This window comes from Pseudomonas sp. AKS31 (assembly GCF_023634765.1).
Lineage (GTDB): Bacteria > Pseudomonadota > Gammaproteobacteria > Pseudomonadales > Pseudomonadaceae > Aquipseudomonas.
The window spans coordinates 63,366-79,497 of the sequence record NZ_JAMLFX010000004.1 but is presented as its reverse complement, the minus strand read 5'-3'; the positions used below and the strand labels follow the sequence as shown (position 1 = coordinate 79,497).

General features: G+C 61.1%; 17 protein-coding genes. 5 read left to right on the top strand and 12 right to left on the bottom strand.

Features of this window, described 5'->3' with window-relative positions; all coding sequences use genetic code 11:
* Positions 1-98 precede the first annotated feature (98 nt).
* Together M9827_RS14625 and M9827_RS14620 are read right to left on the bottom strand one after the other, a co-directional pair.
* A complete protein-coding gene (locus M9827_RS14625; protein WP_250605955.1) occupies positions 99-1,499 on the bottom strand; it encodes an aminotransferase-like domain-containing protein in 1,401 nt (466 codons plus the stop codon).
* A 191-nt stretch (positions 1,500-1,690) separates the two neighbouring features.
* Entirely contained in the window at positions 1,691-2,452 is a 762-nt protein-coding gene (locus M9827_RS14620) for an SDR family oxidoreductase (RefSeq protein WP_250605954.1), read from the bottom strand.
* Positions 2,453-2,547: 95 nt separating this feature from the next.
* On the opposite strand from M9827_RS14620, the gene M9827_RS14615 reads away from it, so the two are divergent.
* Together M9827_RS14615 and M9827_RS14610 are read left to right on the top strand one after the other, a co-directional pair.
* Complete coding sequence (locus tag M9827_RS14615) at positions 2,548-2,685, top strand: hypothetical protein (protein WP_250605953.1); 138 nt, start codon at positions 2,548-2,550, stop codon at positions 2,683-2,685.
* On the top strand, positions 2,682-3,686 hold the full coding sequence (locus M9827_RS14610) for an NADP-dependent oxidoreductase (RefSeq protein WP_250605952.1): 1,005 nt from the start codon (positions 2,682-2,684) through the stop codon (positions 3,684-3,686). The genes M9827_RS14615 and M9827_RS14610 overlap by 4 nt, the downstream gene beginning before the upstream one ends.
* Positions 3,687-3,770: 84 nt before the next feature.
* Here the strand turns inward: M9827_RS14610 and pyrF are convergent, their stop codons facing one another.
* On the bottom strand, positions 3,771-4,469 hold the full coding sequence (pyrF, locus tag M9827_RS14605) for an orotidine-5'-phosphate decarboxylase (protein ID WP_250605951.1): 699 nt from the start codon (positions 4,467-4,469) through the stop codon (positions 3,771-3,773).
* Positions 4,470-4,765: 296 nt separating this feature from the next.
* Between pyrF and M9827_RS14600 the strand changes: the two genes are divergently transcribed.
* The 3 genes from M9827_RS14600 to xopAW all read left to right on the top strand — a co-directional run bounded on the left by M9827_RS14600 (position 4,766) and on the right by xopAW (position 7,360).
* Entirely contained in the window at positions 4,766-5,515 is a 750-nt protein-coding gene (locus M9827_RS14600) for a response regulator (RefSeq protein ID WP_502943457.1), read from the top strand.
* Positions 5,515-6,564: a sensor histidine kinase gene (locus tag M9827_RS14595; protein WP_250605950.1), complete on the top strand. Its 1,050-nt coding sequence runs from the start codon at positions 5,515-5,517 to the stop codon at positions 6,562-6,564. The genes M9827_RS14600 and M9827_RS14595 overlap by 1 nt, the downstream gene beginning before the upstream one ends.
* A gap of 145 nt (positions 6,565-6,709) precedes the next feature.
* Entirely contained in the window at positions 6,710-7,360 is a 651-nt protein-coding gene (gene xopAW / locus M9827_RS14590; protein WP_250605949.1) for a XopAW family type III secretion system calcium-binding effector, read from the top strand.
* 545 nt (positions 7,361-7,905) lie between these two features.
* On the opposite strand, the gene M9827_RS14585 is transcribed toward xopAW, so the two are convergent.
* From M9827_RS14585 to M9827_RS14545, 9 genes are all read right to left on the bottom strand, one after another.
* Positions 7,906-8,958 (bottom strand): AI-2E family transporter, encoded by a 1,053-nt coding sequence (locus tag M9827_RS14585; protein ID WP_250605948.1) that lies wholly within the window; start codon positions 8,956-8,958, stop codon positions 7,906-7,908.
* A gap of 69 nt (positions 8,959-9,027) precedes the next feature.
* On the bottom strand, positions 9,028-9,834 hold the full coding sequence (locus M9827_RS14580; protein WP_250605947.1) for a DUF4892 domain-containing protein: 807 nt from the start codon (positions 9,832-9,834) through the stop codon (positions 9,028-9,030).
* A gap of 115 nt (positions 9,835-9,949) precedes the next feature.
* Positions 9,950-10,804 (bottom strand): alpha/beta hydrolase, encoded by an 855-nt coding sequence (locus M9827_RS14575; protein WP_250605946.1) that lies wholly within the window; start codon positions 10,802-10,804, stop codon positions 9,950-9,952.
* Positions 10,801-11,607 (bottom strand): alpha/beta fold hydrolase, encoded by an 807-nt coding sequence (locus M9827_RS14570; protein WP_250605945.1) that lies wholly within the window; start codon positions 11,605-11,607, stop codon positions 10,801-10,803. Before M9827_RS14570 ends, M9827_RS14575 begins: the two co-directional genes overlap by 4 nt.
* A 313-nt stretch (positions 11,608-11,920) precedes the next feature.
* On the bottom strand, positions 11,921-12,364 hold the full coding sequence (locus tag M9827_RS14565) for a hotdog fold thioesterase (protein ID WP_042560476.1): 444 nt from the start codon (positions 12,362-12,364) through the stop codon (positions 11,921-11,923).
* A gap of 31 nt (positions 12,365-12,395) precedes the next feature.
* Positions 12,396-14,051 carry an AMP-binding protein gene (locus M9827_RS14560; RefSeq protein ID WP_250605944.1) on the bottom strand — a complete coding sequence of 552 codons (1,656 nt, stop codon included), beginning with the start codon at positions 14,049-14,051 and terminating at the stop codon, positions 12,396-12,398.
* A 181-nt stretch (positions 14,052-14,232) separates the two neighbouring features.
* On the bottom strand, positions 14,233-14,685 hold the full coding sequence (sixA, locus tag M9827_RS14555; protein ID WP_250605943.1) for a phosphohistidine phosphatase SixA: 453 nt from the start codon (positions 14,683-14,685) through the stop codon (positions 14,233-14,235).
* Positions 14,682-15,029 carry a DUF4389 domain-containing protein gene (locus tag M9827_RS14550; RefSeq protein WP_160059050.1) on the bottom strand — a complete coding sequence of 116 codons (348 nt, stop codon included), beginning with the start codon at positions 15,027-15,029 and terminating at the stop codon, positions 14,682-14,684. The genes sixA and M9827_RS14550 overlap by 4 nt, the downstream gene beginning before the upstream one ends.
* 19 nt (positions 15,030-15,048) lie before the next feature.
* On the bottom strand, positions 15,049-16,074 hold the full coding sequence (locus tag M9827_RS14545) for an NAD(P)H-dependent glycerol-3-phosphate dehydrogenase (protein ID WP_250605942.1): 1,026 nt from the start codon (positions 16,072-16,074) through the stop codon (positions 15,049-15,051).
* Between the last annotated feature and the right edge of the window lie 58 nt (positions 16,075-16,132).

Sequence of the window (16,132 nt, the reverse complement as noted above, 5' to 3'; positions counted from 1 at the left end):
CCCTGCCATTGTCAGTAGAGCGAAGAGTCGCAACGGCCATTCACCGGCACAAGTCTCTGGCGTCGGAATAATGGCAAAAAGCTACGCCCGCGTCGTTTTCAGAACGCTTGAGGTCGATCCGAACCGGTGTGACGGAAAAACTGCCTGGCACGTGGATCACAAGCATAGGCGACATTGATGCGCAGCCAGTCGCCCGACTCGCCACTGGGGCTGAATGCGTCAGGCGCTGAGAGCAATACGCCGCAGCGTTGAGCCTGCCGACGCACCCGAACCTGATCGGCCATGCGCGAGCGCGCCCAGATGAACAAGCCACCCGCAGGCTTGCCGAAAACCTCCCAGTCGGCGTCCTCCAACGCCTGCAATGCGGCTGCGCGATCGGCATTCAAGCGTTGACGCTGGCGCTGCACCAGTTTGCGATAAGCGCCGCTGACCATCAGGCTGGCCAGCACCGCTTCGGTAAACCGCGACGCCCCCAGACCGCTGATCATCTTGACCTGCGCCAGCCGTCGGACAATGTCGCTGTCGGCGAAGACGAAGCCGACCCGCAACGAGCTGCTCAGCGTCTTGGAAAAACTGCCCACGTAGATGACTCGCCCCTCATCATCCAGAGCCGCCAGGCGCGTGCCGTTACCAGTGTGCAAGTCTGCGTAGACATCGTCTTCGATCACGCGCAGATCGTACATCTTGCTAAGTTGCAGGAGACGTTGCGCCACACTCGGCGAGAGGCAACTGCCGGTGGGGTTGTGATGATGGCTGTTGATGAACAGTGCGCCGGGGCGAAACTGTTGCAGCAAAGCTTCCAGCGCGTCGATATCCGGACCGTTCGGGGTGCGACGCACCTCGAGCATGCGCACGCCGTGCATCCGCAGGAGATCGAACAGCGGCGCGTACCCGGGCGTTTCGACCACCACGCAGTCTCCGGCCTTGAACAACGTGCGCACGATCAGATCCAGCGCGTGGCTGGCGCCGCAAGTACTGAGCAATTGCGCACTGCGGGCTTCGATACCGACCAGCCTCAGACGTTTGGCGATCTGCTCGCGCAACGCCGGAAGCCCCAAGGGCGTGCTGTAGTTGAACAAGCTGGCCATGTCAGTGCGCGCCACCTCGCGCAGCGCATAGCTGAGGTCGTCGGGCTCGCGCCAGCTTTGCGGCAGACCACCCGCGCCAAGCTTCAAGCCACCGGCGGCTTCGCACACGGCATCGCACCAGGCAAACCGGCCCTCGAATGGCGCCAGTTCATCTTCTGCGCCGAGTGTCGACGGCGAGGCGGCGACAATGAACCCGGCGCCCTGGCATGACCTCAGAACGCCCTGCGACACCAGCCGTTCACACGCCTCGACTACACACGACTGGCTGAGCAGATTGCCCCGGGCGATCTGCCGCACGGAAGGCAAACGGGTGGCCGGCGGTACGCCACTTTGCAGGATCCACTCGGTCAGTCCGTCAACAATCTGCTGCACGACCGGCACCATTGCCTGTCGATCAATTCTCAATTCCATGAGCAAGCAAACTCCTGTCCGTTTTGCTGGCGGCAGTAAATCACAGCCGCGCCGGACAGGCTGTGCGACAACGCCGCTAAAAGCGACCGTTCTAACCCTTTGATACACATTGTTTAAGGGGCTTCACGGAACTGGCCGTTGCCCACATAAAAAACCCGCAACGAATGCGGGCTGTTTTTACTGGGTGTTATTCAGAAAGCCGTGACGCCGCCATCCACTGCCAGCGAGTGGCCGGTGGTGAATGCCGCACCGTCGCTGCACAGGTACAACACGGCACTGGCGATTTCTTCGACCTTGCCAATGCGCCCGACCGGGTGCATGGCGTTGGCGAACTCGCCCTTCTTCGGATCGGCCTCATAGGCGCGGCGGAACATGTCGGTATCGATCACCGCCGGACACACAGCGTTGACGCGGATTTTCTTCTTCGCGTATTCGATAGCCGCCGATTTGGTCAACCCGATCACCGCGTGCTTCGACGCCGCATAGATGCTCATCTTCGGCGCCGCACCCAGCCCTGCCACCGAGGCGGTATTGACGATCGCCCCGCCGCCCTGCGCCAGCAGCAGCGGCAGTTGATACTTCATGCACAGCCAGACGCCTTTGACGTTGACGCCCATGATCGCGTCGAACTCATCCATCGAGCCGTCGGCCAGTTTGCCTTTTTCGATTTCGATGCCGGCATTGTTGAAGGCGTAGTCGAGACGGCCGTAGGTATTGATGACCTCGTCCATCAGATTTTTTACTTCGCTTTCGACGGTGACGTTGCAGCGCACGAAGGTCGCTTCGCCGCCGGCTGTACGAATCAGCGCTACCGTGCCCTCGCCCCCTGCCGCGTCCAGGTCGGCGACCACCACTTTCAGGCCTTCGGCGGCGAACGCCTGCGCGGTCGCACGGCCAATGCCGTTGGCCGCGCCAGTGATTACGGCAACTTGACCGGAAAACGTCATGCTCATTGTTATGTCCTCAAAGGGATAGCTGCAAGTGATTGGCAGCATAGCCATTGGGGTCCGAAGAGCGTCAGCACTATCCAAAGGCTGTTTATGTACCCATGCGTCGCAGTGATAAAACCATCCCGGTGATCATCACTGCACTGGATCGGCGTGCATTCGCCGCATCAGCCAACCTTGCGCCAATGCCGGCGAAGGTCTATCAACAAGGCTTCATTCCGTTCGAGTGCCTGCCATGACCAACCAGACCAATCGCCAGTTCCTGCTCGCCAAACGCCCGGTGGGCGCGGCCAACCGCGAGACCTTCACCTTTCAGGAAGTACCGGTCGGCGAACCGGTGGCGGGCCAGATTCTGGTCAAGAACGAATACCTGTCCCTCGACCCGGCCATGCGCGGCTGGATGAACGAAGGCAAGTCCTACATCCCGCCGGTGGGTATCGGTGAAGTCATGCGTGCGCTGGGGGTCGGCAAAGTCATTGCTTCGAACAATCCTGGCTTTGCGGTCGGGGACTACATCAACGGCGCCATTGGCGTGCAGGATTATTTCCTTGGCGAGCCAAGAGGTTTCTACAAAGTCGATCCGAAACTGGCACCGCTGCCGGTGTATCTGTCAGCGCTGGGCATGACCGGCATGACCGCCTACTTCGCCCTGCTGGATGTCGGCGCACCAAAGGCCGGCGACACCGTTGTGTTGTCCGGTGCGGCGGGCGCAGTGGGCAGCATTGCCGGGCAGATCGCCAAGATCAAAGGCTGCCGCGTGGTTGGCATTGCCGGTGGCGCCGACAAGTGCAAATTCCTCATCGATGAGTTGGGCTTTGACGGTGCCATCGACTACAAATCCGAAGATGTCGTGGCCGGGCTTAAACGCGAGTGCCCGAAAGGCGTCGATGTGTATTTCGACAACGTCGGCGGCGACATCCTCGATGCGGTGCTGAGCCGGTTGAACATGAAGGCGCGTGTGGTGATCTGCGGCGCGATCAGCCAGTACAACAATAAGGAAGCGGTCAAAGGCCCGGCCAACTACCTGTCGCTGTTGGTCAATCGTGCGCGGATGGAAGGCTTTGTAGTGATGGATTACGCCGCGCAATACGCGAGCGCCGCGCAGGAAATGGCCGGCTGGATGGCCAAGGGGCAGCTCAAGAGCAAGGAAGATATCGTCGAAGGCTTGGAAACCTTCCCGGAAACGCTGATGAAATTGTTCAGCGGCGAGAACTTTGGCAAGTTGGTACTGAAAATCTAAAGCAAGATCAAAAGATCGCAGGCTGCGCCAGCTCCTACAGGTGTTCAAATAACCCCTGTAGGAGCTGCCGAAGGCTGCGATCTTTTAGGCGATTTCGGCTACTACCGACGCCAGCGCCTTGGCCGGATCTGCTGCCTGGCTGATCGGACGGCCAATCACCAGATAATCGGAACCGGCATCCAGCGCCTGACGCGGGGTCAGGATGCGACGCTGATCGTCCTGCGCGCTGCCGGCCGGACGAATGCCCGGGGTCACCAGTTGCAGCGACGGGTGCGCGGTTTTCAGTGCCGTGGCTTCCAGCGCCGAGCACACCAGACCGTCCATGCCAGCCTTGTCGGCGAGTGCAGCCAGACGTAGAACCTGCTCTTGTGGCTCGATATCCAGACCGATACCGGCCAGATCTTCACGTTCCATCGAAGTCAGCACGGTCACTCCGATCAGCAACGGCTGCGGGCCGCTGCGCTTGTCCAGCTCTTCACGGCAGGCGGCCATCATGCGCAGGCCACCGGAGCAATGCACGTTGACCATCCACACGCCCATCTCGGCAGCAGCTTTCACGGCCATCGCGGTGGTGTTGGGAATGTCGTGGAATTTCAGGTCGAGGAATACTTCAAAACCCTTGTCACGCAGGGTGCCGACAATTTCCGCAGCGCAACTGGTGAACAGTTCCTTGCCCACTTTGACCCGGCACAGTTTCGGGTCCAACTGGTCGGCCAGCTTCAGTGCGGCGTCACGGGTAGGGAAATCCAGGGCGACGATGATAGGAGTCTGGCAGGCGGACATGAATGGGCTCTCAGGCAGGTCGAAATCGGCGCGCATTGTAGCGGAACCGGCGGCGGCGCGGCACCCGATGATCGGTAAATCGTCGCGTCGACCGTGATCAGCATAGCGCTCGCTGCTATTGTGTCGACTCCGATACACAACCGACACGCCAGCAACAAGCACCCGCGCTAGCCTCGCCAGCCGCAATACGTCCTTACATCAGCACTTCCCGCCTCACGGCCGGACGCCTATGCTGAAACCACCACCTCGCAGCCCATCTTTTGTGGTTGGCGGCCTACTGGCAGATGAACAGCCCCATGCACAACACCCAAATGACCGCGAAGGATGAGCCTAAAGACGACAAGCGCTGGAGCATTCGTGCGCTGATCGTCGACGATGACGTGCCGATCCGCGAGCTGATGATCGATTACCTCGCCCGCTTCAACATCCACGCCAGCGGCGTCACCGACGGTGCGGCGATGCGGCAGGCAATGCAGGCCGAACATTTCGACGTCGTCGTGCTGGACCTGATGCTGCCCGGCGAAGACGGCCTGTCGCTGTGTCGCTGGCTGCGCGCCGAATCGGACATCCCGATCCTGATGCTCACCGCCCGCTGCGAACCGACCGATCGCATCATCGGCCTGGAACTGGGTGCCGATGACTACATGGCCAAACCGTTCGAACCGCGCGAACTGGTCGCGCGCATTCAGACCATCCTGCGCCGGGTACGTGATGACCGTACTGAACAGCGGGCCAACATTCGTTTCGACAACTGGCGCCTGAACAGCGTCCTGCGCCAGCTGATCGCCGACGATGGCCTGGTGGTGCCGCTGTCCAACGCCGAATTCCGCTTGCTGTGGGTGTTTATCGAACGTCCTCGCCGGGTGCTCAGCCGCGAGCAATTGCTCGACGCGGCCCGGGGTCGATCGATCGAAGCGTTCGACCGCAGCATCGACTTGCTGGTCTCGCGTCTGCGGCAGAAACTCGGCGACGACCCGAAAGCACCGCAGTTGATCAAAACCGTGCGCGGTGAGGGTTACCTGTTCGACGCGCGAGACATCGGCTGATGCGGGCGCGCTTCGACACGCTGTTCGGGCGCCTGTTTGGCGTGCTGTTCGTGGCGATCGTCCTGGCGCATCTGCTGGCTTTTGCCTGGTTCCGCCTCTACGGTCCGCCCCCGCCCCCGCCGCCCCCGGAGTTCTCCCAAGGCGCCGAAGGGCAACCGATGGCGCACGATCCGCGTTACCCGCCACGGCCACCGCGTCCATGGTTCGGTGGCCCGGTGGTGCCGCTGACCTTCCAGTTCATCACGTTGATGATCGCCGCGTGGTACGGCGCAAAACTGCTCAGTCGCCCGATCCAGCGCCTGAGCGACGCCGCCGAACGCCTCAGCGAAGACCTCGACAGCCCGCCACTCGACGAGTCCGGCCCACGGGAAGCGCGTCAAGCCGCCTACACCTTCAACCTGATGCAGCAACGCATTCGCGAACAGGTGCAGCAGCGCGCGCGGATGCTCGGTGCCGTGTCCCACGACCTGCGCACACCGTTGTCACGCCTGAAACTGCGTCTGGAAAACATCAGCGATGAAAAGCTGCAAGGCCAGATGCGTCAGGACCTGGACGACATGATCGGCATGCTCGACGCCACCCTCACCTACCTGCACGAACAGCGCACCAGCGAAGCGTTGCAGTTGATGGACGTTCAGGCGTTAGTCGAGTCGCTCTGTGAAAATGCTCAGGATCAAGGCGCCGACGTACAGGTCAGCGGCCATTGCGCACCGTTGCCGGTACAGCCGATGGCGCTGCGTTCGTGCATCAACAACCTCATGGACAATGCCTTGCGTTATGCCGGGCAGGCACGCATCGAATTGCAGGATCAACGCGAGCAACTGCTGATCCGCGTGATCGACCACGGCCCGGGGATTGCCGAGGACAAGCGGGAAGCGGTGTTTGAACCGTTTTATCGTCTGGAAGGCTCGCGCAATCGCAACTCCGGCGGTGTTGGCCTGGGCATGACCATTGCCCGCGAGGCGGCGCAGCGATTGGGTGGCCAGCTCAATCTTGAAGAAACCCCCGGCGGCGGCCTCACCGCCATCATTCGCCTGCCCCGCCTCTGAGAAACACACACTCCTACAAGGTATTTGGTGTTCATTGCATCGTGTGTACCCACCGGTACAAATCCCACATACCCCCGACAACTTGCGCCCTGAGGCTGCATAAGCCGGTGCACCCACCGGCTTTCCATTCCAGGGAGTGAGTCCGATGATCGGTAGCGTCAGCAACTACACGAGCTATACCAGCACCAGCAGTACCTCCACGCAAAACGCCCGCAGCCAGCAACTGCAAAAAGAACTGTTCGCCAAACTCGACAGCAACGGCGACAGCGCGGTGGATCAGGACGAACTGCAAAGCGCCCTGTCGCAGAAGTCCGACGACGGCCTGCTGGTCAACCTGAGTAAACAATTCGGCGATCTGGACAGCGACGCCAGCGGCAGCCTCAGCGCCGAAGAAATGACCGTCATGGCGCCCCCTCCGCCACCGCCACGCGATCAAGCTCCGGACACCGAACTCGCCGACGCCCTGATCAGCGCACTCGACACCGATGGCGACGGCAGCGTAACCGCGACCGAACTCGACAGCGCACTGCAAACCAGCAACAACAGCACCGCAACGACCAGCACCGACACCAGTGCCGCGCTGCTCAAGGTGCTAGACAGCGACAGCAGTGGCGGCGTGAGCAGTGACGAGTTGAAAGCGGCGCTACAGGCAGGCCGGGAACGACCTGACGAAGAACAGACCGCTTCGACCCAGAGCACGACTGAAGCGCTGAACCGCATGATCGCCAATTTGAGCAAACAGTACTCGCTGGAAAAAACTGCGTCAGTGGGCAAATACCTCAACGTCGCCACATAAGTTGCCCTCCTGTAGGAGTTGCCGAAGGCTGCGATCTTTTGATTGTAAAAAAACAACGGCAAAAGATCGCAGCCTTCGGCAGCTCCTACAGAGGATTGTGAAAGGTCAAAGAGTCTGGTCGGCTGTCAGGTCGCCATCGCTGGCAAGCCAACTCCCACAGAAGAGCAAAAGCAAAAACCGCACACACCTCGAATCGCTTTTGCTTCTCACCACTCAACAGGATGAGCGTTAGCTCGGCTGCCGCTCTTGATCTGTAGGGCGACGTCGGAAGGCTTCGTTCCGGGATTGATCCGGGCGTGGGAGCGCAGCGACCGTTCGAGGCAGTCGAACACAGCGGGAGTAGGTGCAGCGAAGCAAACCGGAGACGCTGCGCCCGGATCGATCCCGGAGCGAAGGAATCCCGAGCCCCAGCGAGCGGGCCGCACGCAGGAGCAAGCGTTTTTGGTTACTTTTGAGGCGTTCGCGTTTGTCAAAAGTGACCCGTAAGGGCGGAACCTTAAGCAGCCGTTACCGCAGCAATGGATATACACCCAAAACCCAAAAAGCTACCGCCGATCCTCAACCCGAGACTGACTCTTGCTCCAATCCGTCAACAAACTGTAAGCCACCGCCAACAACGTAGGCCCGATAAACAACCCGATAAACCCAAACGCAATCAACCCGCCAAACACCCCAAGCAACACAATCACCAACGGCAAATTCCCCCCGCGACTGATCAGATACGGCTTGAGCACATTGTCCACGCCACTGATGATGAACGTCCCCCAGATCCCGAGAAACACCGCCATCCCGTACTCGCCCTTCCACGCCAGCCAGGCCGTGGCCGGCACCCACACCAACGGCGGCCCCATCGGAATCAGACTCAACAGGAAGGTGACAATCCCGAGCACCAGCGCCCCCGGCACCCCGGCAATCAAAAACCCGATCAACGCCAGAACCGCCTGCGCCGCAGCCGTGCCGATCACGCCGTTGACCACCCGCTGCACCGTGCCGGCCACCAACTCGATGTAATACCCCGCCCGATCACCGATCAGCCGCTCCAGCAGACCGTGCACAAACGCCGCCAGCCGCGGCCCGTCGCGATAGAAAAAGAACACAAAGACGATGCTCAGGGTCAGCTCGAGAATCCCGCCGCCAATCTGCGCGCTGCGCGCCAGCAGCCAGTTGCCGACCTGCCCCAGATAGGGCTTGATCGACACCATCAGTGCGGCGCCCTGCTGATCGATGCTGTTCCACAGCCCGACCAGGCGTTCTCCCACAAACGGCAAAGTCCCCAGCCACACCGGCGCCTCCGGCAGACCGTCGACCTGCACATCCTTGATAAACGCCGTGGCATCGCGCACGTGATCCGCCAGGTTGAACCCCAGCCACACCAGCGGCGCTGCCACCAGCAGCATCCAGCCCAACGTCAGAATCGCGGCAGCCAGGGATTCGCGACCATTGAGCCAACGGGTCAACAAACGCATCAGCGGCCAACTGGCAAACGCCAGCACCGCGCCCCAGAACAGCGCCGACCAGAACGGAGCCATCACCCACAGGCTGGCACCAAACAACACCAGCAGCAGGATCTGCACCAGCAGGCGATCGTTATTGAGCATGTAAGGTCTCGAAAAAGTCAGTCAGGCAAAGAGTAGGCGAACACGCGATTCGTGCTCGCCCGAAACAGCTTAACGCAACAGATCGATGCGCAGGCCAGAGCCTTCGACACTGCCGGTTTCCAGGCGTGCCGCGCGCACCCCCTGATTGATCAGCGCCTGTCGCCAGGCCTCGGCTTTCGGCCCGGACACGGTCACACGCAATGTCGTATCGAGGTTAAGGCCACGGGAAATCAGGCGTAGCCAGGTGTCATCCGGGTCATTCACGCGATCTGGGAAATCCAGTTCACCGGTGCTTTTCAACTGCCGCAACAGGGTCGCTGAGGTCGGCAGCAGCTCACCCAACGGTGCAGTCGCCTCGAACTGTTCGACATGCAGGTAGGCTTTGCGATTGCCGCGCGTGATGCTGTAAAGCGCCACCAGCGTGTTGTCGCGCGGTGCGGCCAGCCTCAACAACAGATATGCCTGTTGCTCGTCAGCACCGTACAACTTGGAGTTACCGAACACCTCGTTGGCCCACAGGCTGCTTTCGCCGCAATCACGCGCCTGACACCAGAACAGCAATTGCGCGTCCTGCTTTTGCAGCGCTTCACGAGCGGCAGTAAAGGCTTCGGTGGCGGAGTGTTCGGGGGGCAACTCGTAGGTCACCGAAGTGGTCTGGCCACGGGCGGTGACCTGGCCGTCGAAACGCAACTGTCCGCTGATCTTGCGGATCGAGCCCAGTGGATAGATCCGTTCAAGCTCCACGGGCGGACGGTAATCGACGATTTGCGCATCGGCCAGGCGCGGCACGATCTGCAGATCCTGACTGCCCGGCACGTCGGCGGCGAACGAAACGGTACTGAAACAGCACAGTGCCAACAGACTGAGTGAGCGCATAGTCAGGCTCATCGGATCGGCAATGCTGGATGATTCGAGGTCGCAGCGGTATAGAAATCCATCGTGGTTGTCTCCCATTTCAACCCGCCCAGCCTCGACAGTTGCCCGCAGCAAGTCAAGGAATGGCGAAGAACCGATTGAAACAGTCTGCGACAAGGTCGGCACCGGCCTCGTCGTTCAGGTGCAAATGGTGCCCGCCTGCCAGCTGTTCCCGGCTAAAGGGTAGACGCTCCAGCAGTTCGGGATGTTTGGCCAGCATGCCGTCAGCCGCGACCACCAGGTGCGCCGGGCAACTGACTCGAAGCGCGAACGCCATTGCCTGTTCCTGGGTCAGGCGCAGCGGCGATGGCAGGGTCAGGCGATTGTCGGTGCGCCAGGTGTAACCGCCGGGCACCGGCATCAGACCGCGCTGGGCCAACAATTCAGCCGCCTCACGGCTGACCGCCACCAGACCTTTCATACGCGCTTCGATGGCGCGGTCGAGGGTGTTGTAGACCGGTTTGCGCTTCTCGCGCAGATCCAGTTGCGCTTGCAGGGCCATGCCCATGCGCTCGGCCGCATTTTCGCCTTTATCTGTAGGCGCAATCACACCGTCGATCAGCGCCAGATGGCTGATGCGCTCCGGCAACGACCCCGCCAGCACCAGCGAAACAATCGCGCCCATCGAGTGCCCGAGCAGACCGAAACGCTTCCAGCCCAGCTGTTCGGCAACTTGCAGCACATCATGGGCGTAATCCCACAGCGCATAGCCGGCGCCGTTCGGCCGGTGCCCGGAATGCCCGTGCCCGGCCATGTCCAAAGCGATGATGCGCAGGCCTTTGAGCTTCGGCGCCAATCGGGCAAAGCTGTTGGCGTTGTCGAGCCAGCCATGCAGGGCGATCACCGGCAGACCGTCCTCGGGACCGAACAAATGCGCCGCCAGTTCGATATGCGGCAGGCTCAGGCGCACTTCTTCGAAAGTCGGACTCATGCGCAATCCTTGTCCTGACGGTTTTCCCACCGGGTAAACAGATTCTTCAACAACCGCGCGGTGTCCTGCGGCCGCTCAAGCGGGAACATGTGGCCGCCGGGCATGCTCAGTGCCTCGCCCTGGGCCAGACGCGAAACGAACCGGGTGTGATGGCGCATGACCACGCGACTCTTGTGCCCGCGCACCACCGCCAGCGGCACCTGCAATTTCCGGGTGTGGCCAGGGCTGGTGTGCGGCACGCCGCGATAGATGCTGATCTCGGTGGCCGGGTCGAAACGCAGGCGCAGTTTGTCGCCGACCTGGTGCAAACCGTGCTGCAGGTAGGCATCGAAACATTCCGGATCAAAACCACGGAACAGCGTCTTGCCGGCAAAATAGCGGCGCGCGCTGTCGAGGTCGGCGAACTCTTCACGGCGGCCAAGGGTGCGGCCGGCCGGGGTCAGTTTGTCGATGAAACCAAAACGCTTGGCGGCGCGGATGACCCACTGATCGGTGCGGGTCAGCACTGGCGAATCGAGCATCACCACGCCGCGATACAGCTCAGGGCAACGCAGCGCCGCGTGCAAATGCAGTACGCCGCCGAAGGAATGGCCGACGCCCCACACCGGCTGATCCTGTTGCTGCAGATGGTGGATCAACTCGTCGACGAGGTTGTACCAATTGTCATCCGCCGGGAAGCGCGGGTCATGGGCATGCTGCTCCAGATGCGCGACCCGGTACTCGGGCGCCAGGGCCGCGAACAACTTGCCATAGGTGCCCGAAGGGAAACCGTTGGCGTGGGCGAAAAAGATCGGTTGCGACATGCTGGGTAAATCCATGAGCGGGAAACGTGGCGTTGATTGTCCGCAAGACCGCGTCTTACAGCAATGACCGTAACTGCCAGGAATGATGACAGTCCGGTCAGCGTGATGGTGTGTCAGGGAGACTGCTTCCCCCCCTCACCCCAACCCTCTCCCCCAAGGGGGCGAGGGGGAAAGGGAGCCGTTCTTCATGCTATTCCGAATCTGTATTCGACTCGGTATCTCAGGTCGATGAAGCACGTTAAAACAACCAGGTCGGCCCCCTCTCCCTCTGGGAGAGGGCTGGGGTGAGGGGCTGATCACTGAAGAAACCCACTCAACGCGCCGGCGGCTGTTCACCCAAAGGCACCACTGCCATGGTCAGGCGCGACACACAACTGGCCTTGCCTTCATCGCTGGTCAAGCGAATGTCCCACACATGGGTGGTGCGACCGATATGAATCGGCTTGGCCACCGCCGTCACCCGTCCACTGCGCAAGCCGCGCAAATGGTTGGCGTTGATCTCAAGCCCCACGCAATAAAACTTGCTGGCATCGATGCACAGGTAACTGGCCATCGAACCAACGGTTTCCGCCAGCACCACCGAGGCGCCGCCGTGCAGTAAACCGTAGGGCTGATGGGTGCGATGATCGATGACCATGCTCGCGGTCAGCGATTCTTCGTCGAACGCTTCGAAGCGGATGTCCAGCACTTCGCCGATGGTGTTTTTCTGGATTGCGTTCAACTGCTCGATGTTCGGAGTGGTACGCCACAAGCTCATCGCAGACTTCCTTTGTTGTTTTGGTGGTCGTTCAATCCTGCCACAGCACCGCTTCGCTGCGCTCGCTCCATTCCTCGAAACGCGCGCCATAGGTGTCTTCGATGACGTTGCGCTTGATCTTCAGGGTCGGCGTAAGAAAGCCGTTTTCCACCGCCCAACTGTCCTTGACCACTACCAACCGGCGCAAGCGTTCATGCTTGTCGAGTACAGCGTTGACCTCTTCCAGCAGTTTCTCAAGGCTCGAATGCAGACTCGCCCGGCCCTCCTCCTGATTGACCGTCGACAGCACGCACAAACCCAACGGGGCACTCAAACCGTCACCGACCACGCACACCTGTTCGATCCGTGAATGTACCGCCAGACGATTTTCGATCGGCGCCGGGGCGACGTATTTGCCTTTGCTGGTCTTGAAGATTTCCTTGAGGCGGCCGGTCAGGCGCAAACGCCCGTCGGCATCCTGCTCGCCCTTGTCACCGGTGCGCAGAAAACCGTCCTCGGTCAACGTTTCAGCGGTTTTCTGCGGCTCCTTGAAATAGCCGAGCATGTTCGCCTGACTGCGCACCTGCACCTCGCCCGACGCATCGATACGCACTTCGACATCCGGGCACGGCTTGCCGATCCAGCCCTGCCTGTATTGCCCCGGCAGGCAGATGTGCGAGTAACCGCAGCTCTCGGTCATGCCATAAACCTCCAGCACATCGAGGCCAAGTTTCTGATACCAGGCAAGCAACGTCTGCGGCACAGGCGCGGCACCGGACAGCGCCACGCGCAAAGCATCCAGCCCCAGGCCGGCCAGTACTTTGTGACCCACGCGCTTGCCGATGAAGGGCAGACCGAGGAGAAAATCCAGACGTTTCGCCGGGATCTTGCTGTACACGCCCATCTGGAATTTGGTCCAGATCCGCGGCACGCCGAACATCGCGGTCGGCCGCGCTCGCTGCAAGTCAGTGATAAAGGTCTCGAGACTCTCGGCGAAGAACACCGTCTGCCCGGTGTAGATCGACGCCAGCTCCACGAACATGCGCTCGGCGACATGGCACAGCGGCAAGTACGAGAGCAATCGATCATTCTCGTTAAGCCCGAACAGTTGCGTACCGCGCGTGGTGGCGAAGCCGAGATTGGCAAAATTGTGCATCACGCCTTTGGGCAGGCCGGTGGTGCCGGAGGTGTAGATGATCGTCGCCAGTTGCCCGGCGGCCGGGCGCGGATCGTCCTGAATCGGTGAGCTGAGCTGCAAGTCGGCCCAACTGAAATCAAAATCCCCGGGCGGGTGCAGTGGCAGGCTTACGGTCGGCAGATCTGCTGGCACGCCTTTGGACATGCCCGGCCAGTCGTCGAGTTTGCCGATGAAGGCCAGCGCGCTTTCCGAGTGATTGAGCACTTGCGCGACAGAATCGGCAGTGAGGTTGGGATACAACGGAACGGAGACGTGCCCGGCCATCCAGATCGCCAGGTCGGCGATGATCCAGTGCGCGCAGTTTTTCGAGATCAGGGCGATATGGCTGCCCTGCGGCAACTCCCGCGCACGCAACCAATGCGCGGCGCAGCGGGCCTGATGACCGACGTCGGCCCAGCTCAGCGTCTCGACCTGACCGCCACCGATGGGCTGCACCAGAAAGCGCTGGCGCGGGTGCCGGGCCTCGCGTTCATAAAACACGTCCAGCGGCAAACGGAAGGCAGCAGACATGCGACTCGCTCCTGTTTTTTGGGTCTGGAGCAAGCGTAGTCAACCAAGCAAGTGCTTGGTTGGATTTTTTACTAAAAGAAACAAGATCAAAAGATCGTCCGATCGCGGCCCGAGCCTTCGGCAGCTCCTACATTGAAATGCATTCCCCTGTAGGAGCTGCCGAAGGCTGCGATCTTTGCTTTTAAGGGTGTTTAAGGCTGTTGAGGGTCATCGAGCCGATCAGCAGTTCAGGGCTTTCCAGCTCAGCCAGGCCAGCCGTGCTGACCCTCTCCGGCGGATAACCGGCGCCATGCTGCAGATAGCTGAGCAAATTGCCCACCAGCGGGTTGTGGCTGACCAGCAGCACATTGCTCACTGACACCAATTGATCGGTGACCTTGTCCGGGTCGACCTCCGGCGTCAGCCACTCGACCGTGCGAATCTCCGGCTCGAAGCCCAGCGCCTCACGAACAATCTGCGCAGTCTGTTGCGCGCGCAGATAAGGGCTGGCGTAGATTGCCGTCAGCGGCTGGCCGATCAAGCGCGCGGCGCTGCTCAAGGCTTCCCGGCGACCGTGATCGGTCAACTCCCGTTCGGAGTCGGGGCACGAGCCGTAAGGCACGGCCTCACCGTGACGCAATACCCAGAGTTTCATAGCTTGGGTTCCTCATCTCGAACCGGATGCGGCGCCGGCGCTACGGCGTGTGGCGCCTCACCTTCCGGGGTACGCGGCGTTGGCCAGTCGGCGAACGGCCAAGGTTTCTGGTCGCTGTGGAAACTGCCGAAGCGACCGATCTGCGCCAGGAACTGGCTCAGGCTGTCGCCGAAGTTCATCAGGCTGCCGCTCGGCGCGCCGTAAATCAGACGATAGATCAGTTGCACCAGCACCACCGCGCCGAGGATGAACTGCGCCACTTGCCAGACCAGCACGTAGACGATCATCCACAACACGCGCAGAAGGATGGATTCGTACTTGGCTTCGGTTTTCGGATCGTTCATGACTTGCTCCGTGCTGATTTCAGTTGAAACCGCTGGTGGAAATAAAATCGACGTCGGTTTTCGGTTCGGCTCGCATCAGTAGACCGATCACCTGCTCCAGCGTGCGTCCTTCGAACAGGATCGCGTGCAGCCCGGCGACCAGCGGCATGTACACGCCGACTTCCTGGGACTTGGCTTTGAGCACCTTCAAGGTGTTGACCCCTTCCGCCACTTCTCCGAGGCGCGACACCGCTTCGTCGAGGCTCAAGCCCTGACCCAGCGCGAAACCGACTTGATAGTTGCGACTCTTCGGCGACGAACAGGTCACGATCAGGTCGCCGACACCGGCCAGACCGAGGAAGGTCATCGGGTTGGCGCCCTGATTCACGGCAAAGCGGGTCATTTCCGCCAGTGCGCGGGTGATCAGCATGCTTTTGGTGTTCTCGCCCATCTCCAGCGCGACCGCCATGCCAGCGATGATCGCGTAAACGTTTTTCAACGCCCCGCCCAGCTCGACGCCGAAACGGTCAGCGCTGGCGTAAACGCGGAAGGTGCGACCATGCAGCGCGGCCTGCACGGCTTTGCACAGTTCTTCGTCTTCGCTGGCGACCACGGTGGCGGTCAGTGCGTGCTCGGCAATCTCGCGCGCCAGGTTCGGCCCGGACAACACGCCGATGCGCGCCTGTGGGGCGATTTCTTCGAGGATCTGGCTCATCAGTTTGAAGGTCTGGGCTTCGATGCCTTTGGTCAGGCTGACCAGCATCTTGCCGCGCAAGCGCTCGGCGTGGGGAGCGAGTACCGTGCGCAACGCGCTGGACGGCAGCGCGACAAAGCACAAATCACAGGCGTCGAGGGTTTCTTGCAGGTCGGTGACGGCAGTTACCCCCGGCAGAATCTTGATGCCTTTGAGGTAACGCGGGTTTTCGCGATTGACCCGGATGGCCTCGGCCTGCTCGGGGTCACGCATCCACTGCCGGACTTGATGGCCGTTCTCGGCCAAAAGATTGGCCACGGCGGTACCAAAACTTCCGCCTCCCAGGACCGCAATCGGGCGCTGTTCAGTCATATGCAATCCGTTAATCCATACCAGTGGCGATGCCGGCATTATACGGGGCGACCCGGTC